The 24,681-nt window shown below is 55.6% G+C and carries 26 protein-coding genes, 1 tRNA gene and 2 pseudogenes; 10 read left to right on the forward strand and 19 right to left on the reverse strand.

The window, feature by feature from the left end; genetic code table 11:
* Positions 1 to 358 precede the first annotated feature (358 nt).
* Positions 359 to 476: pseudogene (locus BFP70_RS21545) on the reverse strand (IS3 family transposase); the annotation flags it as partial.
* Between the two features lie 24 nt (positions 477 to 500).
* On the opposite strand from BFP70_RS21545, the gene BFP70_RS00830 reads away from it, so the two are divergent.
* The 3 genes and pseudogenes from BFP70_RS00830 to dusA all read left to right on the forward strand — a co-directional run bounded on the left by BFP70_RS00830 (position 501) and on the right by dusA (position 2,646).
* Positions 501 to 911: a transposase gene (locus BFP70_RS00830; RefSeq protein ID WP_255356547.1), complete on the forward strand. Its 411-nt coding sequence runs from the start codon at positions 501 to 503 to the stop codon at positions 909 to 911.
* Positions 912 to 968: 57 nt separating this feature from the next.
* A pseudogene (locus BFP70_RS20180) lies at positions 969 to 1,397 on the forward strand (IS3 family transposase); the annotation flags it as partial.
* Between the two features lie 181 nt (positions 1,398 to 1,578).
* Positions 1,579 to 2,646 carry a tRNA dihydrouridine(20/20a) synthase DusA gene (gene dusA, locus BFP70_RS00840; protein ID WP_066009223.1) on the forward strand — a complete coding sequence of 356 codons (1,068 nt, stop codon included), beginning with the start codon at positions 1,579 to 1,581 and terminating at the stop codon, positions 2,644 to 2,646.
* A 138-nt stretch (positions 2,647 to 2,784) separates the two neighbouring features.
* On the opposite strand, the gene mazG is transcribed toward dusA, so the two are convergent.
* Positions 2,785 to 3,624, reverse strand: a complete 840-nt coding sequence (mazG, locus tag BFP70_RS00845) for a nucleoside triphosphate pyrophosphohydrolase (RefSeq protein WP_083217276.1) — start codon at positions 3,622 to 3,624, stop codon at positions 2,785 to 2,787.
* A 63-nt stretch (positions 3,625 to 3,687) separates the two neighbouring features.
* Here mazG and BFP70_RS00850 point away from each other — a divergent pair, with 63 nt between their 5' ends.
* Together BFP70_RS00850 and BFP70_RS00855 are read left to right on the forward strand one after the other, a co-directional pair.
* The gene (locus tag BFP70_RS00850) at positions 3,688 to 4,848 is read left to right on the forward strand and encodes an amidohydrolase (protein ID WP_066009225.1); all 1,161 of its coding nucleotides are present in this window, start codon (positions 3,688 to 3,690) and stop codon (positions 4,846 to 4,848) included.
* A 239-nt stretch (positions 4,849 to 5,087) separates the two neighbouring features.
* Complete coding sequence (locus BFP70_RS00855) at positions 5,088 to 5,594, forward strand: hypothetical protein (RefSeq protein ID WP_066009227.1); 507 nt, start codon at positions 5,088 to 5,090, stop codon at positions 5,592 to 5,594.
* An 82-nt stretch (positions 5,595 to 5,676) separates the two neighbouring features.
* Here BFP70_RS00855 and lipA read toward each other — a convergent pair whose 3' ends face one another.
* Positions 5,677 to 6,627, reverse strand: a complete 951-nt coding sequence (gene lipA / locus BFP70_RS00860) for a lipoyl synthase (RefSeq protein ID WP_066009229.1) — start codon at positions 6,625 to 6,627, stop codon at positions 5,677 to 5,679.
* A 231-nt stretch (positions 6,628 to 6,858) separates the two neighbouring features.
* On the opposite strand from lipA, the gene BFP70_RS00865 reads away from it, so the two are divergent.
* Positions 6,859 to 7,407, forward strand: a complete 549-nt coding sequence (locus BFP70_RS00865; protein ID WP_066009230.1) for a peroxiredoxin — start codon at positions 6,859 to 6,861, stop codon at positions 7,405 to 7,407.
* A gap of 98 nt (positions 7,408 to 7,505) precedes the next feature.
* Here BFP70_RS00865 and BFP70_RS00870 read toward each other — a convergent pair whose 3' ends face one another.
* Positions 7,506 to 8,411, reverse strand: coding sequence for a DMT family transporter (locus BFP70_RS00870; RefSeq protein WP_066009231.1), 906 nt, complete (start codon positions 8,409 to 8,411; stop codon positions 7,506 to 7,508).
* A 222-nt stretch (positions 8,412 to 8,633) separates the two neighbouring features.
* Between BFP70_RS00870 and BFP70_RS00875 the strand changes: the two genes are divergently transcribed.
* Both BFP70_RS00875 and BFP70_RS00880 read left to right on the forward strand, forming a co-directional pair.
* Positions 8,634 to 9,317 (forward strand): GntR family transcriptional regulator, encoded by a 684-nt coding sequence (locus BFP70_RS00875; RefSeq protein WP_066009232.1) that lies wholly within the window; start codon positions 8,634 to 8,636, stop codon positions 9,315 to 9,317.
* A 186-nt stretch (positions 9,318 to 9,503) separates the two neighbouring features.
* The gene (locus BFP70_RS00880) at positions 9,504 to 9,791 is read left to right on the forward strand and encodes an SH3 domain-containing protein (RefSeq protein WP_066009646.1); all 288 of its coding nucleotides are present in this window, start codon (positions 9,504 to 9,506) and stop codon (positions 9,789 to 9,791) included.
* A gap of 56 nt (positions 9,792 to 9,847) precedes the next feature.
* Here BFP70_RS00880 and BFP70_RS00885 read toward each other — a convergent pair whose 3' ends face one another.
* The 4 genes from BFP70_RS00885 to BFP70_RS00900 form a co-directional block, all read right to left on the reverse strand.
* Positions 9,848 to 10,921 carry an ABC transporter ATP-binding protein gene (locus tag BFP70_RS00885; RefSeq protein ID WP_066009647.1) on the reverse strand — a complete coding sequence of 358 codons (1,074 nt, stop codon included), beginning with the start codon at positions 10,919 to 10,921 and terminating at the stop codon, positions 9,848 to 9,850.
* A gap of 14 nt (positions 10,922 to 10,935) precedes the next feature.
* Complete coding sequence (locus BFP70_RS00890; RefSeq protein ID WP_066009234.1) at positions 10,936 to 11,742, reverse strand: ABC transporter permease; 807 nt, start codon at positions 11,740 to 11,742, stop codon at positions 10,936 to 10,938.
* The gene (locus BFP70_RS00895) at positions 11,739 to 12,635 is read right to left on the reverse strand and encodes an ABC transporter permease (RefSeq protein ID WP_066009235.1); all 897 of its coding nucleotides are present in this window, start codon (positions 12,633 to 12,635) and stop codon (positions 11,739 to 11,741) included. The genes BFP70_RS00890 and BFP70_RS00895 overlap by 4 nt, the downstream gene beginning before the upstream one ends.
* A gap of 118 nt (positions 12,636 to 12,753) precedes the next feature.
* Positions 12,754 to 14,190, reverse strand: a complete 1,437-nt coding sequence (locus tag BFP70_RS00900; protein ID WP_255356548.1) for a PLP-dependent aminotransferase family protein — start codon at positions 14,188 to 14,190, stop codon at positions 12,754 to 12,756.
* 92 nt (positions 14,191 to 14,282) lie between these two features.
* On the opposite strand from BFP70_RS00900, the gene BFP70_RS20565 reads away from it, so the two are divergent.
* Positions 14,283 to 14,483, forward strand: coding sequence for a DUF1127 domain-containing protein (locus BFP70_RS20565; RefSeq protein ID WP_255356549.1), 201 nt, complete (start codon positions 14,283 to 14,285; stop codon positions 14,481 to 14,483).
* A gap of 160 nt (positions 14,484 to 14,643) precedes the next feature.
* On the opposite strand, the gene BFP70_RS00910 is transcribed toward BFP70_RS20565, so the two are convergent.
* A complete protein-coding gene (locus BFP70_RS00910; RefSeq protein ID WP_083217278.1) occupies positions 14,644 to 15,027 on the reverse strand; it encodes a helix-turn-helix domain-containing protein in 384 nt (127 codons plus the stop codon).
* A gap of 91 nt (positions 15,028 to 15,118) precedes the next feature.
* Between BFP70_RS00910 and BFP70_RS00915 the strand changes: the two genes are divergently transcribed.
* A complete protein-coding gene (locus BFP70_RS00915) occupies positions 15,119 to 15,967 on the forward strand; it encodes an SDR family oxidoreductase (protein WP_066009240.1) in 849 nt (282 codons plus the stop codon).
* A gap of 67 nt (positions 15,968 to 16,034) precedes the next feature.
* On the opposite strand, the gene BFP70_RS00920 is transcribed toward BFP70_RS00915, so the two are convergent.
* From BFP70_RS00920 to BFP70_RS00965, 10 genes are all read right to left on the reverse strand, one after another.
* Entirely contained in the window at positions 16,035 to 16,673 is a 639-nt protein-coding gene (locus BFP70_RS00920; RefSeq protein WP_066009241.1) for a LysE family translocator, read from the reverse strand.
* A gap of 134 nt (positions 16,674 to 16,807) precedes the next feature.
* Positions 16,808 to 16,884, reverse strand: a tRNA-Arg gene (locus BFP70_RS00925).
* 203 nt (positions 16,885 to 17,087) lie between these two features.
* Positions 17,088 to 18,308 (reverse strand): cysteine desulfurase, encoded by a 1,221-nt coding sequence (locus BFP70_RS00930; RefSeq protein WP_066009243.1) that lies wholly within the window; start codon positions 18,306 to 18,308, stop codon positions 17,088 to 17,090.
* Between the two features lie 25 nt (positions 18,309 to 18,333).
* On the reverse strand, positions 18,334 to 18,930 hold the full coding sequence (locus BFP70_RS00935; protein ID WP_066009245.1) for a YIP1 family protein: 597 nt from the start codon (positions 18,928 to 18,930) through the stop codon (positions 18,334 to 18,336).
* Positions 18,930 to 19,418 carry a YIP1 family protein gene (locus BFP70_RS00940; RefSeq protein ID WP_066009247.1) on the reverse strand — a complete coding sequence of 163 codons (489 nt, stop codon included), beginning with the start codon at positions 19,416 to 19,418 and terminating at the stop codon, positions 18,930 to 18,932. Before BFP70_RS00940 ends, BFP70_RS00935 begins: the two co-directional genes overlap by 1 nt.
* A gap of 16 nt (positions 19,419 to 19,434) precedes the next feature.
* A complete protein-coding gene (locus tag BFP70_RS00945; protein WP_066009249.1) occupies positions 19,435 to 20,715 on the reverse strand; it encodes a SufD family Fe-S cluster assembly protein in 1,281 nt (426 codons plus the stop codon).
* Complete coding sequence (gene sufC, locus BFP70_RS00950) at positions 20,715 to 21,488, reverse strand: Fe-S cluster assembly ATPase SufC (RefSeq protein ID WP_066009253.1); 774 nt, start codon at positions 21,486 to 21,488, stop codon at positions 20,715 to 20,717. Before sufC ends, BFP70_RS00945 begins: the two co-directional genes overlap by 1 nt.
* Positions 21,489 to 21,502: 14 nt before the next feature.
* A complete protein-coding gene (locus tag BFP70_RS00955; protein WP_066009255.1) occupies positions 21,503 to 21,817 on the reverse strand; it encodes a YbjQ family protein in 315 nt (104 codons plus the stop codon).
* Positions 21,818 to 21,841: 24 nt separating this feature from the next.
* The gene (sufB, locus tag BFP70_RS00960) at positions 21,842 to 23,356 is read right to left on the reverse strand and encodes a Fe-S cluster assembly protein SufB (RefSeq protein ID WP_255356550.1); all 1,515 of its coding nucleotides are present in this window, start codon (positions 23,354 to 23,356) and stop codon (positions 21,842 to 21,844) included.
* A gap of 94 nt (positions 23,357 to 23,450) precedes the next feature.
* Positions 23,451 to 24,524 carry a cysteine desulfurase family protein gene (locus BFP70_RS00965; RefSeq protein WP_176715471.1) on the reverse strand — a complete coding sequence of 358 codons (1,074 nt, stop codon included), beginning with the start codon at positions 24,522 to 24,524 and terminating at the stop codon, positions 23,451 to 23,453.
* Positions 24,525 to 24,681: the final 157 nt, after the last annotated feature.

The following is a 24,681-nucleotide window of genomic DNA, read 5'->3' on the forward strand; positions in this document are numbered from 1 at the left end:
TCGCGTCGACCCCATGAACCTGAAAGACATTCTTGGCCAGATCGAGGCCGATCGTGATAGGCTGTTCCATGGATGGCTCCTTTCGGTGGCTGTACTCAGACCCACCCTGGCACATCGCGATGCCGTTTGGGGGGGCCATCCACACCATCAATGGCGGTCATGCCCTCCATGGCTCGCGAAGTAGATCGCGGCCTTCGTCGGGAAAACTGCCCCCCTGACTGTTTTCTGATCCGCCTCAGTTTAGCACTTCCCGCTCCTCTCGCAAGATACGGTTCTCTTTGCGCAAGCGTTCATTTTCAAGGCGCAGTTCCACGTCCTCGGCGGTAGCCGGATCGGCCGAATAAATCCCGCATCCACTTGCCCAAGGCCGAAAACCCAACCCCAAGGTCGGAGGCCACCTGTCGCCGTGTCAGGCCGCTGTGCGCCGCGATCCGCACCGCTTCGCGCTTGAAATCTTCACTATGCTTGGGTGCCATATCCAGTCTCCTTCAAAGCGAGCGTTGCTCACAGAAAACCGGAACGGAAGTGAGGCAAGTCCAGACCTGCGTCTGATCTATGAGGCCCCCTCCGCCGAGGAGGCCGCCCGCAGGCGCGATGCCTTCGAGGAGAAATGGGCAGGGAACTACCCCTCGATCGCTCTGGCCCGGCGCCGGGCTTGGGCCGAAGTGACCCCGTTCTTTGCCTTCAGCGCTGGAATCCGGAAGATCATCTACACTACGAACGCCGTGGAGTCGCTGAACCGGATGCTAAGACAGACGCTAAAGATAAAAAGCTTGTTCCCGACCGAGGCTACAACCAAGTTGATCTACCTCGCCATCCGCAAATTCGAGAAAGGCTGCCGCGCTGTCAGTGAATGGGTTGCGGCCCGCAATCAACCGGCCATACTGCTCGCAGGACGCTTCGACGCCTAAACGTATCTAAAAACCGCATGGGCGCGATCAAATACACAGAATTTCAGACAATCCCCCAAAATAACAACGGACAGCAACCACAAGTTCAACATCGCACCGCACCTGCTGAATAGTGACGTCACAGCGGATGCGCCAAATCAGAAGTGGGCTGGCGACATCAGCTACATTTGGACGTTTGAGGGATGGCTGTATCTGGCTGTTACCCTCGACCTGCATTCAAGGCGTCGATGTCAGGGAGAGGCAATCGCTATGACAACGCCGCCGTTTTACGTCGGGGATGGCAGTCCACTGGACTCTCGCCTGTTTTCCCTCCTCACCTTCTTCAAAACCATTAAGGCCGAGCTGATCTGGCGACGGTCATGGGAAACGAGGCGACAGGCTGTGATGGCAGCCATTGAATATATCAACGGCTTCTACAATCCGCGGCGCCGCCATTCAGCACTGGGCTGGAAAAGCCCCACTGCTTTCGAACGCAAGGTGGCTTAAACGAGCACCGGCGGCGTCACGAAAAACGCGACAGGTCCAGTCAGCCTTTTCACGAACGTCGATATGTGCCATAGGCTTTTAGTTTCTTTGCTGCATCGGCGGGGAGTGCCACCCGCCTGAAGCGCAGATAGGTCCCCTTTTTGGCGGATGCTAGTTCCAAATGTGCAGGAATGTCGCTCAAATGTCGGATGTCAGACGCTCAGAATCAGACGAAAAAGTTTTCGGAAATCAATATTTTACATCTATTTCAAGGGCGGCGCGTCTAAGTGTTGCTCCGATGATGGATTGGACCACACCGGAATGTCGACTGTTCCATCGCATCATCTCAAAAAACGCGTTGCTTTATACTGAAATGGTGACCGCCCCTGCCCTGATCCATGGGGATCGCGGCAGGCATCTTGATTATCACGATATCGAACATCCCGTGGCCTTGCAGCTGGGTGGGTCGGTGCCAGAAGAGCTTGCGCAGGCGGTTAAAATCGCAAGCGACTGGAATTATGACGAAATCAACCTGAATTGCGGCTGTCCTTCTGATCGGGTGCAATCTGGAGCCTTTGGCGCGGTGTTGATGAAATCACCGGATTTGGTTGCGGATTGTGTTGCAGCGATGCAAGCGGCCGCGCCGGTCGAGGTGACAGTGAAATGCCGGATCGGTGTGGATGACCAAGATCCCAATGTCGTTTTGCCAGAGTTTCTTCGGATCGTTTCAGCAGCCGGGGTGACGCGCTTTACCATTCATGCACGCAAAGCCTGGTTGCAAGGACTGTCACCGAAGGACAATAGAACGATCCCGCCGCTTGATTATGCTTTGGTCTATCGTATGCGTCAGGAATTTCCGCAGCTGCATTTGTCGATCAACGGAGGGGTGACCACATTGGCGCAGGCGCAAGACCAACTAAAGACTGGATTGGACGGCGTAATGGTCGGTCGGGCGGCCTATCATGATCCGATGGCTGTTCTGGGGGCGGCGGATCAGTTGATTTGGGATGATGGAGTGACCCGTGATCCATTCGACGTGGCGCAAGACATGGTGCCCTATATTGCAGATCACCTTCAGCAAGGTGGCCGCCTGCATCACTATACGCGTCACATGCTGGGGCTCTTTCACGGGCGCGCTGGCGCACGTAAATTCCGCCAAATCCTGTCACAGGGTGCGACACGCGACGGGGCCGATGTAGCATTGTTTGAGACGGCAGTGAACGCTGTTCGTCAAGCGCAAGAACATGATGTCACGCCAGCGACATTCTAGAGGGTATATCGCGTCACAATAGCGCGTATGCGTTGGAAACTGGCGTGGAAGGGCTCTGCCCCGACCGCCTTTTAGGGGGCTCGACGCCCCCTAAAAGGCGCCCTCCCCGGGATATTTCCAGCAAGCTGAAACTGCTAGCTAGAAGATACCTTTGTGTTTCGCAGCATCCCACAGCGCATCCATTTCTTCTAAAGTGCTATCTTGCGGAGTTTTTCCAAGCTTGTTGAGCGAGGTTTCAACATCTGCAAATCGGTTGGTAAATTTGCGGTTAGTACGTCTGAGAGCCGCTTCGGCATCCAACCCAAGATGACGCCCAAGATTAACCATAACGAATAGCAGGTCGCCAAATTCATCCTCCATTGCGTCAGCGCTCAGGCTCCTGCGTGCCTCAATCAGTTCCTGTGTTTCTTCCAGCAATTTTTCCATGACCTGATCAGTTGAAGGCCAGTCAAACCCCACGCGCGCCGCACGTTTTTGCAGCTTCAGCGCCCGGGTCAGCGCGGGCAAGGCCATAGCAATTCCGTCAAGTGTTCCAGGCGGGATTTGACCTTTGCCTGCGCGCTCTGCCGCTTTGATTTTTTCCCAATCAATGGTTTGTTGTTCAGATGTCTTCCCGGGATTTTGCGTGGCAAAAACATGCGGATGCCGTGCAATCATCTTGGCATTGATGCGTTGCAATACGGTTGCAAGGTCAAACAGGCCCCGATCTTGGGCGATTTGAGCATGAAAGACGACTTGTAGCACTAGGTCACCAAGCTCTGATGGCAGGTCATCCCAATCCTCTTGCGCGATGGCATCGGCCACTTCATAAGCCTCTTCGATAGTATAGGGCGCGATGGATGCAAAGTCCTGTTCAACATCCCATGGGCAGCCCGTTTGGGGGTCTCGCAGCGCCTTCATGATGGCAATCAGTCGGCTAAATTCATGGCCCGGGTCATTGCGGCTGTCATGGATCACTGCGTCATGTGGGTGTGCCATTGAACTTCCTCTTCGGCTCTGCTCGACTAGACCTGTAATGCCACGCAAAGGCCCTATGATACCATGCCCGTTTTAAACAGAATTGCCGCCCTGTCCCCGGAAATGACGCGGTGGCGTCATTGGCTTCATCAACATCCAGAACTTGGCTTTGATCTGCCACAGACTTCCGCATTTGTTGCGCAGCGTCTAACAGAGATGGGTGTAGATGAGCTGCATGAAGGGATCGCGACGAGCGGTGTTGTCGCCGTAATCAATGGAAGCGGTGATGGGCCAACGATTGGACTGCGCGCAGATATGGATGCGCTACCGATTACGGAGGTGGCAAGCCATGATCATGCATCATTGACTGCCGGGAAAATGCATGCCTGCGGCCATGATGGGCATATGGCGATGCTCTTGGGGGCTGCGCAATACTTGACCGAGACACGGCGCTTTGCCGGCAGTGTTGTCTTGATATTCCAGCCCGCCGAGGAAGATGGCGGCGGCGGCGAGGTGATGGTGCGCGAGGGCGTGTTGGATCAGTTCAAGATCCAAGAAGTTTACAGCATCCATAACGCCCCAAATATGCAGTTTGGCACATTCATGACCGCGCCTGGGCCGATCATGGCCTCGGTGGATGAGGCATGGGTGACCGTCACGGGTCGTGGCGGTCATGCCGCCGTACCCTTTGAATGCGTCGATCCGACACCGGCGATTGTTGCGATGGTGCAGGCGCTGAATACCATCGTATCGCGCAATATCGCCGCGCAAGATGAACTGGTGATTTCGGTCACGCAGGTGCATGTGGGATCGGCAGCAAATGTAATTGCCGATGATGGCTGGTTCTGTGCCACCATTCGTGCCTTTGATCCCGATATCCGCGCGCGTGCAGAGCTACGTTTGCGCGAGATTGTCGCCGGAATCGCCAGTGCATTTGGCGTAACGGCAGAGATTAAATTTGATCGTGGCTATCCACCCACTGTGAATGATGCCGATTGTGCGGCATTTGCAGCAGATGTCGCGGCTGAAATCGCGGGTGACGCGGCGGTAGAGCGCAATGGCCCGCGTGCGATGGGGGCAGAAGATTTCGCCTATATGCTGCAGGCTCGGCGGGGTGCCTATATGTTCGTGGGCACGGGTCCGGGCGCAGGTTTGCATCATCCTAAGTTCGATTTCAACGATGAGGCCGCGCCGATTGGTGCCTCCTATTTTGCACGTTTGGTGGAAGCAGCGATGCCGCTGTAAAAAACCCGCATCGCGAGTGCGTGATAGATATTGATACAATCTTTGCGGGAAAATTTACCACTCGTTAGGGATGTGGTCTTAACCATGGTTGCGGAAGGTCAAAAGACTTTGGCACCGTTTGCACTGGCAGAATGCTGGATCGGCTGGGCCGACCGCCTAAAACGGGTAGGGTAAACGGTGTCGACCTTCTTCAACGCCCATCCGGGCAGGTCAGATCCAACCCTGAGAGGGGCGAAAAGATGCTGAAATATAAAGAAGAAATCGAACACGCCGCGCTCGAATTGGCGGAGCGGAATGGAATGTTGAAACGGCTTCCGATAGAAGAGCTGCTGTCGCGCCATCGGTATATGGAAGAGCTGTGCGAACGGCTATCAGGGGAACAGCAGGCGTTGAAAACCGCGTTTCACCAGGTCAATGGCCATATAGATACACGTGTCGGTGCCGATGAGTCAGAGATGTCGGAGCCCGTGTCCCTGCCCACAGAGCTGGCCGCGGACCTGGAGGAGCTTGAGACTGAGATCCGAATTTATCAGTATCAAATGAAGGTGTTACAAGAGGTCATTCAAGAAACGGCCCCGTCAGATTTGTCAGAATCAATGCTAAAATTGAAATTCTTGTCAAAGTTAATGAGCGACGGCATCGAGATTGACCCGGAAGCATTTGCGCAATTGATCGAAGACTGTGCCGAAATCACCAATCTTCCTGATCCAGCCCCCGCGACATTATCTTTGGTTCGGGCGCATTAACCTTTCATCAGATATTCCTGCAAAAAGCGCGACCGTTTGACCGATCGCGCTTTTGTCATATTCTATTGTCGCTGTTACGGCGTCACGCACGGCCCAGTTTTGCAAGACGCGCCGTCCGCATCCGCGCAAAATCATCCCCCGCGTGATAGCTGGAGCGTGTCAAAGGTGTGGCCGAAACCATCAAAAACCCTTTGTTATACGCAGCTTTTTCATAACTTTTGAATTCGTCTGGATGCACGAAACGTTCCACTGCATGGTGTTTCGGCGTAGGCTGCAAATATTGCCCGATGGTCAAGAAATCAATATCGGCAGAGCGCATGTCATCCATGACCTGACGCACCTCTTGGTCTTTCTCGCCCAGGCCCACCATGATGCCCGATTTGGTGAACATCGCCGGATCCAGCTGCTTAACCCGGTGCAGCAATTGCAAGCTGTGGAAATAGCGCGCGCCAGGACGCACTGTGGGATACAGGCCCGGAACGGTTTCCAGATTGTGGTTGAAAACATCTGGCCGTGCCTCGACCACTTTTTCCAAAACGCTATCGTCGCATTTTAAAAAATCCGGGGTCAGGATTTCGATCGTTGTATCAGGGGAGCGATGACGAATCGCACGAATGGTTTGGGCGAAATGCTCCGCGCCGCCATCTTCCAAATCATCACGGTCAACTGATGTGATCACAACATGGTTTAGACCCAATGTTTGCACCGCGTGGGCGACGCGGCCGGGTTCAAACACGTCCAACGCATCCGGGCGCCCCGTTGCCACATTGCAAAACGAACAACCCCGGGTGCAAATATCACCCATAATCATCATGGTTGCGTGGCCTTGCGACCAACATTCACCCACGTTGGGACAGCCTGCCTCTTCACAAACTGTGACCAGCTTGTTTGATTTAATGATGTCCTTGGTGTCTTTATACCCTTGGCTTACCGGTGCTTTTACACGAATCCAGTCTGGCTTTTTTGGCTGGACGTTATCCGGACGATGCGCCTTTTCGGGGTGGCGCTGGTCGGGCAATTTCAAATCGCGCATGCGAGCAGGTCCTTTCAGGTCCTTTCGGCTTTTATCTGACATAAAACGAAACCGGGACCATTGCAACGCGCACGCACACAAGCATTGCGCCATATGCATAGGGGACGCCCGCTGCATATGCCGCATCTGCACAAACCACCCATTGCGGGTTATTGCGGCAAAGGTTAGAATTGTTCCAATATGGCGGCCCTCCAGCTGCCACCTCCCCTAACCTAAAATTTGGAGACCTCTATGCAGCCCGGTGTAAAGCTTCCCGAAATCACTTTCCGTACCCGCGTTCGCGACGAATCCATCGGTGGATCGAACCCATTCCGTTGGGAAGACAAAACCACCAGCGATTATTTCGGCGGCAAGCGGGTGATCTTATTCTCGTTGCCCGGTGCGTTCACGCCAACCTGCTCCACCTATCAGCTGCCCGGCTTTGAAAATGGCTTCGCAGAGTTCCAAAAGCAGGGCATTGACGCAATCTATTGCATGTCAGTCAACGACGCGTTCGTGATGAACCAATGGGCGAAATCGCAGAACCTGCAGAATGTATCCGTGATCCCTGATGGATCGGGTGAATTTACCCGCCGCGTCGGCATGTTGGTGCGCAAAGACAATCTGGGGTTCGGCCTGCGTTCCTGGCGTTACGCTGCAGTCGTCAAAGACGGCGTTGTCGAAGCATGGTTTGAAGAGCCCGGTCTGATGGACCAATGCCCAGAGGATCCCTATGGCGAATCCTCACCAGAATCGCTGTTGAAATGGCTGCAGGCCAATCCGGCAGAAGCTGCAGCCTAAGTTCAGGTCATCAGTGCCTATGTTCCTCAGCCCGGCGTATCGCGTCGGGCTGTTTGCGTATCTACTGTCCGATTGAGCCATAAGCGCCGCTATATCGATCAGGCCAGCCGATGGCCGCGCCGTTCAAACCACAGCCCCCAAAACGTGCCACCGATCACCAATACCGCGCCGGCCAATGTCGTCATGGTTGGCATTTCCAGGAAGAACACTGCACCAATCGCAAGCGAATAGATCAGTCGCAAATAATCGACTGGGGCCAGTGCCGTCGCCTCTCCCACGCGAAAGCCCAGGAAATTCAGACTTTGGCCCAATGTTGACAGACCACCAATACAGACCAAAAGCGCCCATTGCAGCGCGCTGGGGGCCACCCAGCCATACAGCGCCGGCCCCGCCAAAAGCACGCCAACGCCCAAGGCCTGATAGGTAATCACGGTCGCCAAGCTTTCGCTTTGGGCCAGTTTGCGCACAATCACCATGATCATCGCAACTGCCCCCGCCGATACCAGCGCCAAAAGCGTATAGTGATCGACCGAACCGCCCACCGGATTGCAGATCACGACAACGCCCACAAACCCCAGCACGATACCAATCCAACGGTGCACCCAGACGATTTCATGCAAGATCACAATGGCAAAAATCGCCACAAAGAATGAACGTGAGAAGCTGATTGCGACCGCATCGGCCAACGGCAAATGCACCATCGCGGTGAACCCTGCGGTCATTGCCACGGTCGACAAGGCTACACGCAGCACATGCAGCTTGGGCGCAGCGGTCTGAAACACCTGTGCCGGGGTGCGGATCATTCTTGGCGCCATCGCAAGGGTCATTACCACCTGCCGAATGAACAGGATCTGCACGACCGGGATCGCCTCTCCTACGGATTTGATCAACGCTGTCATGGTGGTCAACACAAGCCCCGCTAGCGCAATCCACACCGCCCCCTGAAGGTTGCGCGGCAGATGGGCCATATAGGCGCGCAACCGGGTCGAGACATCAAGAACCATGGTGAAAATCCAAATCAATGAGAGCACAGCGCATAGGCGTGGATGGGCCTGATGCGCAAAATTGCATGCGATAATTGGTATTTTTCTATGGCTACGGGTGTTTTTGGTGCCACGCAAGGTGGATTGCATCCAATATTGAAAAAATCATAAGCATGCTTCTATTTTTTGGCCCTTGTGCAGCGCCTTGTGGCGTTTACAACCGGATCAGCAAAGGGGTTTACCATGTCAACACGCGGCCAGCAGGTGATCACGCAAATTCGGGAAGGTATTGCCGAAGGGCGATTCCCCGGCGGCGCGCGTCTGAACGAAGCCGATGTGGCCGCACGATTGGGTGTGTCGCGCACCCCTGTGCGCAATGCGCTTTCGGTTCTAGCCGCACAGGGGCTGCTGGATTACACGCCCAATGCAGGCTACGCAGTGCGCCGATTTACCGCCAAAGATATCGCGCAGATCTTTCGGGTACGCACGGAATTGGAGGGGCTGGCCGCAGGGATGGCTGCCGAAAACGGTTTGGACGATCCCACAATCGCGCTCTTGCATGATATTATGGCGCAAACTGCGCGCTTGGTGGCCCTGCGCCAATGGGATGCACAGGTGCAACAGATGTTTTTGCCCTTGAACCGGACCTTTCACGAACAGATCCGCGCCGCGGCCAAGAACCCGTTTCTGATTGATATGATCCATAAAACCAATGATGTGCCGCTGTTCGATTTGATCCGGTGGCGTTGGTTCAATGCGAATTTGCTACGCCAGACGCATGATGAACATGGTGAATTGCTGGATGCGCTGTTGAACCAACAGTCGCGGCGCGCCCATCGTATCCAATCCGAACATACCTATCGATCGGGCCGGCGGATGATTGAGAATTGGTCCCTAACCGAGACCGAGACCCGCGCCACACTGTAATTTTACGCACAATACACATCACATCGCCCCCGATGCGGGCAACGCGGGCATCCATCCGGTTTCGGGCCAGCCCCCGAGCCAAAACTGACGCTGCCCGCCCGCCGCGTCGTCTTTGCGCGCGGTCAGACTTGACTGGCCACCCCACCCGGTTTCTTGTACGGGCAACAAAAGGCATGAGGGTAAATGATGCGCAGCACTCCGATTTCGATGATATTGGTTTTGACGGTTTTGACCGGGTGTGTGGGCTTGGGCGCCGGTCGCACCGTTGTCAAAGGTACGGGCCCTGATGAGCTGTTAAAACTGCGCACCGGACCGGGTTTGGGGTTCAACATCATCATGGGCCTGCCCGACGGCACATTGCTTAATCGCCGCGACTGCGTGACCGAGGTCGGGCAGCTGTGGTGCCGGGTGACATTGGCAGATGCCCCAAATGTCACCGGCTATGTTTCGGCCGATTATATCGAAACACGCTGATCAATCGGCGGTGCCGGGCAGCAAACACCCGGTGCCGCCCCGGCCCGCGAATTATTTTATTGAAATAAGATCAACGCCCCGGGCGACCACGCCACGCGAACGTTTGCACCAATATCGGGGATCGTGCGCCCAAACAGATTGCGCATAGAAATGCGCACGCTGCGTTTGCCATTGTTCAGTCGCACATCGTAATAGGTCATATCCCCGTAATAAACGACCTCTTCGATCACCCCTAAGGTTTCCAGCCCATCCGAGGTTTGACCGTCTTGTAAGATCGTCATGGTTTCCGGACGAAACCCGACGGCGACCGTGCCATCATGGGCCGTCGATACCTGCGAGTGTGACAAGACCACCTGCCCCAGACCGTCCACGACCACGGTGATCCCATCATCAGCCTGTCCGATCACCTCGGCGTCCAGGAAATTCATCGCCCCAATGAATTCTGCCACACGCCGCGATGCCGGTTTGCGATACAGGGTCTCGGGATCATCCAGCTGCGCGATCTCCCCCTCAAACATCACCGCAATCCGGTCGGACATCACCAGGGCCTCTTCCTGGTCATGGGTTACAAGCACGAATGTGATCCCCAGATCGCGTTGCAGCTTGATCAGCTCTACTTGCATTTGTTCACGGATCTTACGGTCCAATGCCGACATCGGCTCATCCAGTAGCAGGACTTTGGGTTTGAGGATCAGCGCGCGAGCCAGTGCAACCCGCTGACGCTGCCCCCCTGACAGCGCATGTGCCGCACGCTTTCCATAGCCCGCCAGACCGACCTTCCCAAGCATGTCTTCCACCAAACCCGCCTTTTCGGCCTTGGTGCGCGGATCACGGCGCAGACCAAAAGTGACGTTTTGCGCCACCGTCAGATGCGGGAAAATCGCATAGCTTTGAAACACCATATTGGTCGAGCGTTTGTTGGGCGGCACCTGCGCCATATCATGCCCATCGATCAATACTGCCCCAGATGAGATATCTTCAAACCCGGCAATGGTGCGCAAAAGCGTTGTCTTCCCACAGCCCGACGGACCAAGCAGGGAAAAGAACTCGCCCTCGCGGATCGTGGCGGTGATGCCGCGCAACGCGTGATATTCACCATAAAATTTCTGGATGTCGTTGAATTCGATCATCGGCTTTCGGTCGCTCACAAGAAGCCTCCGGTATCTTTAAGACCCGCGCGGGCAAGCCCGGAGCGGCGGAAATATTCAGCAATCGTCAACAACACGACAGAAAGCACGACAAGACATGTGCCCAAGGCCATAATCATCGGAATAGCCTTAGGAAAGCGCAGCTGCGAAAAGATATAAGTCGGTAAGGTCGGTTCATTGCCGGCAAGGAAAAAGGCGATGATGAACTCATCCATCGAGATCACAAAACCGATCAACAGGGATGAAATGATACCCGGCATCACCAGCGGCAAAATCACCAGCCAAAAGGTTGACCATTTGGTTTCGCCCAGATCCAGTGCCGCCTCTTCCAACGAGCGGTCAAGCGAGCCAAGCGCCGTCGACAGCAGTGCAATGCAAAACGGCGTGGCAATCAGCGCATGGCCAAGGATAACCGTCACGATCGACAGGTCCACGCCCAGACCCAGCAACACAATCAGCAGCGACGACCCCACCATGATTTCAGGTAAGACCAGCGGCAACATGATAAGCGCGGTGATCGGCCCCTTCCCCGGAAAGCGGTAGCGCGTGGTTGCGCGCGCGGCAAACAGGCCCAAAATGGTGGCCAACACCGCACTGCTCGTGCCGATGATCAGCGAATTGGTCAGGGCACGGCGCAGGGTCTCATTCTCCCACATCTGGCCAAACCATTCAAATGTCACGCCTTTCAGTGGGAAGGCAATCACCGTCCCATCGTTAAACGCAAAAATCGGCAGCAAAAGGATCGGCGCATATAAGAACAGCAGATACAGATAGGCATAGCATTTCAGCCCAGAAACCTTCATTTCGCGCCCTTCACAAATATCCGAACAAGCCCGACGAAGATCAGCGCGATCACCGTCACCGTCACCATGGCTGAAACCGCGATGGCCGATCCCATCGGCTTATTGTCCAAAGGCAGCATCTGCGCCTGAATCATATTGGCCACCATCGGAAGCTTGCCGCCGCCGATCAGCTCTGGTGTAACGTAATCCCCGATCACAGGGATGAACACCACCAATACGGCTGCAACAACACCGGGCATCGACAGTGGCAGGGTCACGCGCAAGAAGGTCGTCCAGCGGCTTTCACCCAAATCGCGCCCTGCCTCATGCAGTGAGCGGTCAATCTTTTCAAGCGCCACAAAGATCGGCAAAATCGCAAATGGCGCATAGCAATGGGCCAGCGTCACGGCGATTGCCGGCATGGTCGACAGCATTCGGAACGGATCTTCGAACAACCGCCCATCGCCCATCAGACCCAGCATTTCAAACCCTGAATTGATGACGCCATTATAGCCCATAATGACTTTCCACAAAAACACCCGCACCAGATAGCTGGTCCAAAACGGAATGGTGATCAGGAAAAGCCAGAAACTTTTCTTGCCAGGCGACACGCCAAAGGACAGGAAATAGGCGATCGGATAGGCCGTGCCCACGGTCAACGCCGTGACCATAACCGCCACACACAAAGACCGCAGCAAGATCGCGCGAAAGATCGGATCGGTCCAGACGGCAATATAATTGGCCAGCGTAACTTCGCGGATAACGGTCAAATACCCGTCTTTGAAGAAAGAAAACGCCAGAATTGTCAGCAAGGGCGCGGCCAGTAACACCAGTGCATAGATCAGCGTGGGCGCGATCATTACATAGCCCTGCTTGGCCTCGCGTCGCGCTGCTGTATATGTGGCCATACGCATCCCTTTGGCTGATATTTCTGGCAGAAAATCACAGCTCTTGGCGCAGGGAAAGAGGAGGCACGGCGAATTTTGCCCCGTGACAGGGCAAGCGCCTGTTTTTTCGTCACAAGCGGCGCTGTTACACCGGCAAATCGTTCGGTTGATTGTCCAACAAACGCCGCAAGCGGGTGATCGCCTGAATGAACAGATCCTCTGGCACACCGCCGGCCATCGCGATACGCACTGCATTGGGCGCATGGCCATCTTGCAGCACATATTCATCGGCAGAACGCAGCAAGACACCATCAGCCTCTGCCATGCGCGCAAAGGTAGAGGCACGCCACCCCAATGGCAGTTTCAACCAGATAAAGCTCAACCCGTCTTGCCAGCCGATATCCTGATCGCCCAACACCTGCAAACACAGCTGCAACCGGCGGTTCATCGCCTCTTGTGCCGCGTAACGAAGCCGCATCGCATCGCCAGAGGCAAACAGCCGTGTGACAATATCCGTGACCGGGCGCGCCAAACCGAAATAACTGTGCTGCGCCGTCAGCCGCCCCGCCTGCCCCATATGTTCTGGTGCCAAGACGATGCCAAACCGGATCCCGGCCGAAATCGTTTTGGACAAGGAGGTCACATACCAGCCGCGTTCGGGTGCCAGAACCCGCATCGATGGCAAGCCATTGACCGGCGCGGTGTAACAATCATCCTCGACGATCTGTAAATCATGGCGGCGCGCCACAGCCACAATCGCCTCTCGGCGTTGCGTGCTCATGCGTGCCGCGGTGGGATTTTGCGCATCGGGCGTAATGAAGACAAGCTGACCGCCGTGGCGACGACAGGCAGCATCCAATGCCTCTGGTATCATGCCCTCTTCATCCAAAGCGATCGGCACAATTTCGGCGCGGTGGCGGCGCGCGGCGTGGCGAAAACCAGGATACGCCAATTCTTCGGCAAAAACGACCGGGCGATCACCGCGCAAACAACATTGCAAAATCACGCTCAGGCCATTTTGACCGCCATGGGTCAAGACCACATCATCCACCGTCACATGGCTGGACAACGAACAATTTGGTGGAAACCATTCCAACACCGCCTGTCGGCAATATTCGTCACGTTTTAAGCCGGGATAGCGCAGATACATCTCATCTACATCATCGGAGGCCTCGCGCATCGCCGTGGCAATGGCGGCAAGCTGCCCAACATCGGGCAAACGCGGCGAGCGCAGATCCACAATCCCGTCATTGTTCCCCTGTTCGACCTGACTGTACGGATACAATGTCTCTGTCGGACCGAGTCGCCGGAATTGTGCCGCAACAAATGTACCCCGACCCACGGCGGCCTCTAACAGCCCTTCTTGCGTTGCTATCTGATACCCACGCGCGATCGTTCCCGGCGTCACCCCAAGACGCCACGCCAAATCTCTAACAGTTGGAAGGCGTTGGCCGGGTTTTAAGTGATTTTCACGGATGCCTTCACGCAGCGCCCGCACCAATGCCAGATATTTTGGCCCCTGACCGGCGGAGAGATCCGGCTTCCACTCGGTTTCACGGATTGTATTTCTTGTATGGGGCACAATGTTTCACTAGCGCTAATTGTTACGTTCTTTGTATCTTTATCGTACCAGAAACACAGGGATTGTATCAATACCCGATTAACACAATGGTGATGAAAATGTTCAGCCTGACTCAACGCAAAAATGTCTCCGCTTCTGTTCCGGTTCTGCGCCTGCTGCGCGTCGTCACGACACAGATTCAGATGCATCGTTCGCGTCAGGCGCTGAAACATTTGGACACGCATTTGTTAAAAGACATTGGCCTGACCGAATTTGAGGCCGCAAGCGAATCCCAGCGCCAAATTTGGTCATGATCCACCCTACCCAGTAGGAGCCGCAATTTACCCCTGTCGGCTCCTCTTAACTCGCCGGGCCCCGCGCCCGGCGCTTTTTTATGCACCTGCCACCAATCGGCACAATCACAGATACAATCTGGCCGGAACCGCGTTTGTATCTATTACCGCATCTGCGCGCTTATTTTGATACCTCTGCGCGATTTTTGGACCAATTGTCAGAAATGTGCAGTGCATTTGCCTCAATCCAATCGGTCAGGCTGCGCACGCGCTGTGCTGCCTCCACCCCCAGTGCAGTCAGCCGATATTCCACATGCGGGGGCACCACATCATAGGCACGGCGCTGAACCAGCCCGTCGCCTTCTAACCATTGCAGGGTCTGGGCCAACATCCGTTCGCTGACCCCGCCAATTGCACGACGCAATTCGCTGAACCGATGTGTCCCACCTTCTAGCGCGATCAACACCAACACGCCCCATTTGCTGGTCATATGTTTCAACACCTCGCGCGAGGGGCAATTCATCGCCATCAAGTTCCCGCGCGGATTATTTTCCGCCATGGTCATATTTTTCTCCATACTTACAAAAAAGTGCGTACTTATCTTTCGTAAGCATAGATTCTATATCCGATTCCACCAACACCGAAAGGAAACGGATATGAAAATCGCTGTAACAGGATCCACCGGGCAACTTGGCCGCCTTGTGATCGCCGCGCTGAAACAGGCGCATCCCGCAGAAGATATCGTGGCGCTGGCCCGTGATACCGCCAAGGCCGCCGATTTGGGCGTTGCCGTGCGCGAAGCCCCTTATGATGATATTGAGGCGCTGAACACCGCGCTGCAAGGCATTGATACGCTGTTGCTTATATCTTCAAGCGAGGTTGGACAGCGCGCCACGCAGCATCAAAATATTCTGACAGCAGCACAGGCGCAAAACGTGCAGCGCATTGTCTATACCAGCTTGCTGCGTGCACAGAACTCCCCGCTTAGCCTGGCTGCAGAGCATGTCGAAACCGAAGCAGCCCTAAAAGCCGCCGGTTTGAAATATACGATTTTGCGAAATGGCTGGTATACCGAGAATTACACCGGGTCGATCCCTGCAGCGTTGGCAAACGGTGCCTTTGTTGGCAGCGCAGGGGACGGAAAGATCTCATCCGCGGCACGGATTGATTATGCGCAAGCTGCGGTAAATGTGCTGACCAGCGACGGCCACGATGGCGCGACATATGAGTTGTCGGGCGATGACAGCTATACGCTTTCGGATCTGGCGGCGGAAATCTCGCGGCAAAGCGGACAAACCATTCCGTATCAGAATCTTCCGCAACAGGACTATGCCGCGATCTTGGAAAAGGTGGGCTTGCCTGCCGGGTTGGCAGCGGCAATTGCCAGCTGGGATGACGGTGTGGCACATGGTGCGCTATATGATGCGGGAACGACATTGTCGCAGCTGATCAACCGGCCAACAACGCCGTTGCGCGACGTGGTTGCGCAGGCCTTGAAAGGGTAACATGTGTTACCCGGGCGACTGCATAGGACAGCGGCCCACCGCCCCGCGCCGCAACCGCGGCGTGGGGTCACACATCAGGCCGATATTTGACGAGCTTTAGGCCGAAACCGATGAATACAAGACCTGTCACCCCTTTCAACCACCGTTGAAACCGTCCCCCGCGCACAACCGCGCTTAGGCGTGACATCACCATTACCATTACACCAAACCAAACCGCGTTAATCATCGAATGAATGAACACCAACAAGAATGATGCCGTCAGCGTGGTGCCCCCCAACGTGATAAACTGTGGAAAGGCCGCAAGGTAAAACATTGAAACTTTGGGATTTAGTGCGTTGGTCAGAAGCCCTTCGATATAGGCACGTCCAAGCGTGCGCCGTCTGTTGGCCGGTGCAACCGGGGCTGCGGTATCCAGGCCACGCCATGCCGCAGACAAAGCTTTGATCCCAATCCAACACAGATAGGCCGCACCAAGATATTTGACGATGGTAAACGCCGTTGCCGATTGCACCAACACAATCGACAGCCCGAAAATCGCCATCGCACCATGCAGGTAAAAGCCGGTGACAAAGCCTGCCACAGTTGCAAAACCCGCCGCGCGGCCAGAGGTCGGCACAGTTTTCGCAATCAACGCCCCGTTTGGCCCCGGCGACATAACCAACAGGCTGGCCACAAAGGCAAAGGACAAAATGTCAGCTAAAGTCATACGGACCTCCAACAGAGCGGACTGGCCAACCATCGCAAAATTTCAGCGATGGCGCAATGAACCTCGCCCGGGCAATTTCAACGCATACGCGCAATGCACTGACTGCCAAACCATCTGATTTAAGGGGTAAAAGGTGGTGGTCCCGGCGCGATTCGAACGCGCGACCTTTCGCTTCGGAGGCGAACACTCTATCCAGCTGAGCTACGGGACCAACATGCAATTCAGACGGGATTACAACAATCCAAACCAAATCACGGTCGTTATATTGTACCTTTTAACAGCGTGCAACCGAAGCAGATCACCATTTCAGTCGACGACCACCTGCCTGCATGCTGGGCCTCGTATAGCCGAGGCACGCGCGGCTCGCAACGGACAAAGTGTCCTGCCCGTTGCGTTTTTTGTGCAAGATCTGGCTTAGGCCAGAAGCTCGTGACACAGTTCTAGCGCCGATACCAATGTGTCCACTTCGGCGCGGGTGTTATACATAGCAAATGATGCGCGCGCCGTGGCGCTGACGCCCAGGTGCTGCATCAATGGCATGGCACAATGGCTGCCGGCCCGGATGGCCACACCACGCTTGTCCAAAATGGTCGACATATCATGCGGATGAGCGGGACCATTCAACGTCATCGAAAAAATCGCTCCGCCCTGTGGTGGCACCGGCGACAGATTAAGCCAATTCAAACCCGACAGTCGTTCATGGGCATAGCTGCGCAGTTGCGCTTCGTATTGCGCAATATTGGTCATGCCGATACCCATCATATAATCGATGGCGACGCCCATACCGTATTGCTGCACGATCCCCGGCGTTCCCGCCTCAAAGGTCATTGGCGCGTGGTTATAGGTTACCGTGTCGCGCGTGACCGTATCGATCATATCGCCGCCACCCAGGAAAGGGCGCATTTCGGCCTGACGCTCCTTGGCGATCCAAATCGCCCCCGACCCCGATGGACCATAAAGCTTATGTCCAGTGATCGCATAGAAATCGACGCCCAGATCGGCCACATCTACGGGCATATGCACCGCCGCCTGCGACCCGTCTACCAAAACCGGAACGCCCTTTTCACGCGCGCCGGCTGCGATGGCTTTCACATCCACCAAACTGCCCAACACGTTGGACATATGTGTTACGGCAATCAGCTTTGTGCGATCTGTCACCGCCTCCAGCATCTTTTCGGCAGGTAAAGAGCCATCAGCCTCTGGCTCCACCCACTTCAGCACAACGCCTTGGCGTTCGCGCAAAAAATGCCAGGGCACGATATTCGCATGATGTTCCAGAACCGATAGAACAATCTCATCACCGGGCTGAAACCGCGGCGCAGCCCAGGCATAGGACACAAGGTTGATCCCCTCGGTCGAGCCGGTTGTAAAGATGATCTCATCCTCGGACGGGGCATTCAGGAAACGCGCAACAATTCCACGCACCCCCTCATACTTCTCGGTCGAGATATTCGACAGCGTATGCAGCCCACGGTGCACATTGGAATAGTCTTCCTCATACATCCGGGTCATTGCATCAATCACCACACGAGGTTTTTGCGCCGAGGCTCCACTGTCCAGATAGACCAATGGTTTGCCATTGATCTGGCGCGACAGAATCGGAAAATCTGCGCGGATTTTTTCAACATCGAACATCTGCAAAACCTTTCGGATGGGCGCGTCAGGGCGCCACAGAAATCGGCACAAGCCCGGTCGAGACCAACAAGATCCCGGCCAAGAACGCACTGCCGATAAAGGTGGCAATCACACCGATTGCCACGGGCACAAGCTGGGTGAACCCATGCACCGCAGCCGTGAAGTTCACCAAGAGATAAAACATCAACGCCAGCAACAAGGCAGATGTGATCAGTGCCGTCACCGGGAAGATCATCAGCAGCACCAGTTGCACCACCTGACCGACGATTAACACAAATTCCATCCAGCTTAGCAGCATCAGCGCATCCAGAAACTGCCCCTTGCCATTGGCAATACGCCCCACAACCGTCATTGCGGCCGCACCATAAACCAGCAATGCGCCCTGGATCAGCGCCAATGGAATGGGGCTGGCACGCAATGTATCGCTGCCAGTGCCACTCACCATAGAAAAGACAATATCTGCAAGACTGCCCAGACAGGCCGAGAGCACAACCACCACCAGCAATGCCAGATAGCGCGCCTGCGCCGGGGGGGCATAATCAATCAATGCCGCAGCCATCTCACGCGGCGCCTTCACGCTGCGGATCAATGCCTCTTTCAGATCAAACGGCCCAAGCTGCATCACGCGTCTCCGGTTTCAAACTCTGCAACGCGGATACCCGCGAGCCAGATCAGGATAAAGGCAGCAAATGTCAAACACCCGACAATCGTCACCTGTGGACCTTGACCGATAAAGCCTGCCGTCAGCCCCTGCAACAGCGCGAGCGGCGCACTGGCCAAAAGCGCCCAGAACAATGCGATCCGGGCGCGGTAAAATGTGCCCGTGCCGCCGAACATCTTACAGATCACATGCGCCAGGGCGGCCAAAAGATAAAATATCGGGATCGTCGCCCCTAAAGCCAGGGCCGTGCCCATCATCGGCCCTGCCATTGGCACATCGGTTTCAAAGGCCTGGCGCGACAGGCGCGGCCATTGCGCCACGAACACGACAATCAACGCCGCCAAAAGAATCGACAGCGCCCGGGGTTCAGACCGTGTCCGCGCAAGAAAACCGCGCACCACTTTACGCGGTGCACGGTAGGATTGAAGGATATCGTCGACCGCCGCCATGGGGTCAGCCTATCCGTTACGACCGATGACGCGAGAGCCACGCCTCAAGGCGCGACAAAATGTCGTCCCGCAGGGCCTCGTCTTCGATTTCGTCAACGGCATCCGCCATGAAAGACAACACCAGCATCGCCGTTGCATCTTCCACCGGAACCCCGCGCGAGCGCAGATAGAACATCGCCGTCTGGTCAATCGAGCCGGTGGTAGAGCCATGCGAACACACAACATCATCGGCGTAGATTTCAAGCTCTGGCTTGGCCAAAAACTGGCTGTCATCATCAAGCAAAAGCGACTGGCTGATCTGATAGCCGTCGGTTTTCTGCGCGCCTTCTTTCACAAGGATCTTGCCTTGGAAAATGCCATTTGCGCCGTTTTTCAACACTTTCTTGAACACCTGGCGGCTTTCGCCGCGCAGCGCCCCATGGGTGATGAAAACCGTGTCATCATGGTGGAACGGCTCGGTTTTACCGTCACCCAAAGCCGCGCCGGCAACATGCGCCACCGCGTCATCCCCGATGATGTCGATCACGCATTCATTACGGGTCAACACGCCATTCATCGTCATGGTGAAGGATTTGAACGCCGCACCTTCTGCAACACGCGTAAAGATATGGGTCAGTGCCTGACGGTCCTGTTCTGCACCTTGCACCCGGATATGGTTGAATTTGGCGTCTTTCGACAGGCAAACCTCTGTCACCACATTGAACCGTGCGCCCGGCGTGCCGCTTTCCAGCAGTGTCAACTCCGCACCTTCTTCCAACTTCACGATGTGATGCAAGATCGGGTCAGAGTGATCCGAGGAATGGATATATTGCAGATGCACAGGTTTGGGCGCCTTGCCGGTAACGCGGATCAAAACGCCCTCGGTCGCGGTGGCGGTGTTCAGCGCGGCAAAGGGGCGGTCAACCGGGGTCTGCCCCGCCTTTTCCAATGTGCCGTAAATCGCGCCGGCCCAATGGATATCGGCATTGCCTGCCGCGCTCAGCAGTTCAATCCCTGCCTGCGACAGATCATCCGAAGCTGCGGCATCAAAGACGCCATCCACAAACACCAGTTTGATCCGATCAAATGCTGCGAATTCATCGCCCGCATCCGATCCTGCCGCCGGGCTGGGCGCCACAGCATTCAAGGCTGCCGGATTGGTCCAGCGCCAATATTCATCACGTCGCGCTGGCAGGCCCTGCGCCTGAACCCGTGCCAAAGCATCGCTGCGCGCCGCCGCGGTGAAGTCACCTGTCGCAACGGTCAGCGCATCCAGACGCGCCGCCGCTGCATCGCGTTTTTGCTGCAAGACTGCCATTACGCCATGACCTCGCTGATGCCATGCTCTGCCAAGATATCGGCATAGCCATTGTTTTCAATCTCTTGCGCCAGCTCTGGACCACCGGTTTTGATGATCCGGCCATCGGCCAGAATATGCACAACATCGGGTTTGATATGGTCCAACAGGCGCTGGTAATGGGTAATGACAAGGAACGAACGGCCTTCGTCACGCAGCGCATTCACGCCTTCGGCTACCAGTTTCATCGCGTCGACATCTAAACCAGAATCAGTTTCGTCCAAGATGCACATCTTGGGCTCTAACATTGCCATCTGCAGGATTTCGTTACGCTTTTTTTCACCGCCGGAGAAACCGACATTGACCGGACGCTTCAACATCTCGGCGTCGATTTTCAGCGCCTTGGCTTTTTCGCGCACCAGTTTCAGGAATTCACCCGCGCTCAGCTCTGGCTGGCCATTGGCCTTGCGCTTGGCATTCACCGCAGTGCGCAAGAACGTCATGTTGCCTACGCCGGGGATTTCCACAGGATATTGGAACGCCAGGAACAGACCTGCGGCCGCACGCTCTTCCGGTTGCAGCTCCAGCAGCTCTTCGCCTGCCAATTCCGCCGAACCCTCGGTGACCTCATAGCCGTCACGGCCAGACAGCACATAGGACAGTGTGGATTTCCCCGAGCCATTTGGACCCATGATCGCATGGACCTTTCCGGTCTCAACCGTCAGGTTCAAACCCTTGAGGATCGCTTTGTCCTCTTCTTCAAGTTTCACATGCAGGTTTTTGATCTCAAGCATTTTTTCTTTTCCTATCAGTCGATGGTGACGGCCGTGCCGGACGCCGAAACCATCAGCATTGAATCGGCCACAACCTGGTAATCCAGATCGACGCCTACGATTGCATTGGCACCCATCAACTGGGCGCGTTGTTCCATTTCCTTCAGCGCGGTTTCACGCGCATCAGTCAGCTTTTTTTCATAACTGCCAGAGCGGCCGCCGACGATATCGGTGATCTGCGCGAAGAAATCGCGCACCACATTGGCGCCCATGATCGCCTCGCCCGTAACGATACCGTGGTAGCCCGTAATCGTGTGGCCTTGCAGCGTATTGGTCGTGGATACGATCATGGAATCCTCCTGTGTCAGGCTGTTTTAGCCAACTGAACCTTCAAGCGAGATCGCAACAAGCGATTGTGCTTCCATCGCAAATTCCATTGGCAGGGCCTGAAGAACCTCTTTGCAGAAGCCATTGACCACCAGCGCGACGGCCTCTTCTTCATCCATGCCCCGCGCGCGGCAGTAGAACAGCTGATCGTCATCGACCTTCGATGTCGTCGCCTCATGTTCCACCCGGCTGGAGTTGTTCTTGACCTCAATATACGGCACCGTATGGGCGCCACATTCAGATCCGATCAACAAGCTATCGCATTGGGTGTAGTTGCGGCTGTTCTTGGCTTTGGGGTGCATTGACACCAAACCACGATAGGTGTTTTGCGCCTTGCCTGCCGAAATCCCTTTCGACACGATCCGCGATTTGGTGTTCTTGCCCAAATGCACCATCTTCGTGCCAGTGTCGGCCTGTTGATAATTATTGGCGATCGCGATCGAGTAGAACTCACCCTGGCTTTCTTCGCCGCGCAAGATGCACGACGGATATTTCCAGGTGATCGCAGAGCCTGTTTCCACCTGCGTCCACATAACTTTGGCCCGATCACCACGACAATCCGCCCGTTTGGTCACAAAATTGTAAATACCGCCCTTGCCGTCTTCATCACCGGGGAACCAGTTCTGAACGGTGGAATATTTCACCTCGGCATCTTCTTCGATAATGATCTCGACCACGGCGGCATGCAGCTGCGCTGTGTCACGCTTGGGTGCGGTGCAACCTTCCAGATAGGACACATAGCTGCCCTTGTCCGCGATGATCAATGTGCGTTCAAACTGCCCGGTGTTTTCCGCGTTGATCCGGAAATAGGTCGACAATTCCATCGGGCAGCGCACGCCGGGCGGCACATAGACAAATGACCCATCCGAGAACACGGCAGAGTTCAAAGTGGCATAGAAATTATCCGACTGCGGCACCACTGTGCCCAGATATTTCTTCACCAATTCTGGGTGCTCTTTGATCGCTTCAGAGATCGAGCAAAAGATAACACCGGCTTCGGCCAGTTTGTCTTTGAATGTGGTCCCCACCGAAACGGAATCGAACACCGCATCCACGGCCACCTGGCGTTGGGACGGATCATAATCTTCCGCACCTTCAACCCCGGCCAGGATCATCTGCTCTTTCAGCGGAATGCCCAGTTTTTCATAGGTGGCCAAGAGTTTGGGATCGACCTCATCAAGCGATTTTGGCTTTACTTCCATCGACTTAGGGCGGGCGTAGTAATACTGATCTTGAAAATCAATCGCCGGAACCTTCAACAAGGCCCAATCGGGTTTTTCCATACCTTCCCAGCGCTGAAACGCCTGAAGACGCCATTCGGTCATCCATTCAGGTTCTTCATTTTTGCTCGAGATCAGCTTGACGATGTCTTCATTCACGCCCTTGGGCGCGTATTCCATTTCAATATCGGTGTTCCAACCATATTTGTAGGACCCCATATTTGCGACGGTTTCGACCGTCTCGCGGTCAACGCCTTCGCGCACTTCCAGATCTGTTGCCACGTGCATATCCTCTCGTCGCGGGCAGGCTTTGTTCTGCCCCGGTAAATTCCAATTCAGACCGGCTGCCAGTGGCAAAGCCGCCCTATGATATCTGTCAGCTCCGGGCGCGCGCCTTTGCGCGTGCCGCCAGCCATGTGTCAGCGAACCGGTCTATCGCGTCTTGTGTCACCCCCGGCCCCAGCGAAATCCGCATCGCGCAGCCTGCGTCTTCATCTGACCATCCCATCGCACGCAAAACGCCCGATGATTTGACCTTGCCCGAAGAACAGGCCGATCCGGCAGACACGGCATATCCCGCAAGGTCCATCCGCATCACCTGTGTCTCGCCTTTCCAGCCGGGGCTGACGACCGACAATGTATTGGGCAGTATTGCTGGCGCATCGCCTGATTGCCCGTCCGGTCTATCCCACCCCGGAAAGTAAAGCGCTTCGCCGCTCTGTTCCAGTGCCTTCTTTAGAATATTTCTAAATTCAGCGATTTCTGACCAAATTCCTTGGTCAAGATCTCGTGCGGCGGCCTGCGCAGCGGCGCCAAAACCGGCAATTCCGACCAAATTCTCGGTTCCGGCACGGCGGCCCATCTCTTGTCCGCCGCCCTTCAGCCGCGCGGCGATCTCTGTCCCACGGCGCAGGACAAGCGCACCGATTCCTTTCGGTCCACCCAGCTTATGCGCCGAGACAATGCCACATGTCACATTGAGCCAGTTGAACGCGAAGGGGATTTTGCCAAAGGCCTGAGTCAGATCCGACACCCACAACCCTTCTGGCAGGGCCTGGATCACCCCGGTTTCGGGGTTGGCCAGTTGCAGCGCGGTGTTGGCCGGATCATCCACTGTCACACGGCCGTAACAATCCACTGGTAAATCAGCCCGACACCATGCCGAAACCGCATCATGTTCCACTGCGGCGCAGGCAATATCACGCCCCTCCAATGCCAAGGCTGCGGCCTCGGTCGCACCGGATGTAAAGACGATATCTTGGCCCTCTGCCCCGATGGCTGCCGCGATTTGCGCCCGCGCCGTCTCGATAACAGATTTCGCCGCGCGCCCTTCGGCATGAACGGATGAGGGGTTTCCCTGCACATCCATCGCCGCAATCATCGCCTCCCGGGCCTCTGGCCGCAGCGGCGTTGTCGCATTCCAATCCAGATAGTGCCGCGCCATACCCATACGTCCCTCATCCGCCCCTGCGGACCTTAGCCCGTCGCGGTGGTTCATATTCCATAAGGATCAAAGCGCCATTCCCGACTCTTTCACCCCGATTTGGAATTGATCTAAACAAGGAGCGCACAAAGGGCAATGCATAGCCCTGCCAAATTGTAGTCAG

Origin of the sequence: Thioclava sp. SK-1, assembly GCF_001705665.1 — a bacterium.
Classification (GTDB): Bacteria; Pseudomonadota; Alphaproteobacteria; order Rhodobacterales; family Rhodobacteraceae; genus Thioclava.